At 78.6% G+C, this 379-nt stretch carries 1 pseudogene; it reads left to right on the top strand.

The window, feature by feature from the left end:
- Window positions 1–379, top strand: a pseudogene (locus ACNFOC_RS55970) (hypothetical protein); the annotation flags it as partial.

The following is a 379-nucleotide window of genomic DNA, read 5'->3' as shown; positions in this document are numbered from 1 at the left end:
CACCGGCCCCGGCCCCGTGGGCAACGGCACCATCGCCGCTGTGGACGCCGTCTCGCTGGCGTGGGCCGAGCGGTTCGCGCGGGCACTCGCGCCGCTCAGGGCGGACGGGCCCGCGAGCGAGCGGCACGCGCGTGTGTCGGCGCCGTTGCCTCAATCGGCGCGGCTGCTGGACGAGTTGGGGCTGGCGCGGGCCACCCCGGCGTCCCTGCTGACGCGTTGGGCGGACGCGGGGGACGACAAGGACGCGATCGGCGGGCGGGCCTGGGCGGTGCTCGGGGCCGGTCCCCGCGGGCCGGTCAGCGTGGACCTCGCCACCGAGGGACCGCATCTGCTGATCGAGGGCCCGCCGGGCAGCGGCCGTACGGAGTCGCTGCGGGCG

Source organism: Streptomyces colwelliae, from assembly GCF_048158785.1.
Lineage (GTDB): Bacteria > Actinomycetota > Actinomycetes > Streptomycetales > Streptomycetaceae > Streptomyces.
Note: the sequence above shows the minus strand (reverse complement) of the source record. Positions and strands in the feature narration are given on the sequence as shown.